At 53.2% G+C, this 440-nt stretch carries 1 pseudogene; it reads right to left on the minus strand.

The features are described 5' to 3' along the window. Positions 1 to 114: 114 nt before the first annotated feature. Positions 115 to 440, minus strand: a pseudogene (gene istB, locus ALO43_RS09255) (IS21-like element ISPsy4 family helper ATPase IstB); the annotation flags it as partial.

Consider the following 440-nt stretch of genomic DNA (forward strand, 5'->3'; position numbering starts at 1 on the left):
TCACCGTAAACCATCTGCCGTCAGCTTTGCTGAAGCTGCCTGTTGTGCTGACTCCTTCCGCTTGGATGTCAACGCCAACTAAAAAGTGACCCCCTTCCGTGCTAAATCGCCAACTTAGTTTTGACCCCCCTCGGGTTCATATTTTCGAGCCGGTTCGGCCCGAGAAGATTTGGTTCCTGCTTTGCGCTTGTCCTTGAGTCGATAGCTTTCACCTGTCATCTGCACGATATGGGCATGATGTAACAGCCTGTCCAGCATGGCCGCTGTCAGTGTTTGATCATCCGCAAAGGTTCCGGCCCACTGGGTAAACGGCAAGTTACTCGTGAGGATCAGGCTGCCTTGCTCGTAGCGCTTGGCGACAACATTGAAGAACAGGTTGGCTTCATCACGACCAAACGGCAGGTAGCCGATTTCATCGATGACCAACAACCCAGGGGCCA

Origin of the sequence: Pseudomonas tremae, assembly GCF_001401155.1 — a bacterium.
In the GTDB taxonomy this organism is placed as follows: Bacteria; Pseudomonadota; Gammaproteobacteria; order Pseudomonadales; family Pseudomonadaceae; genus Aquipseudomonas; species Aquipseudomonas tremae.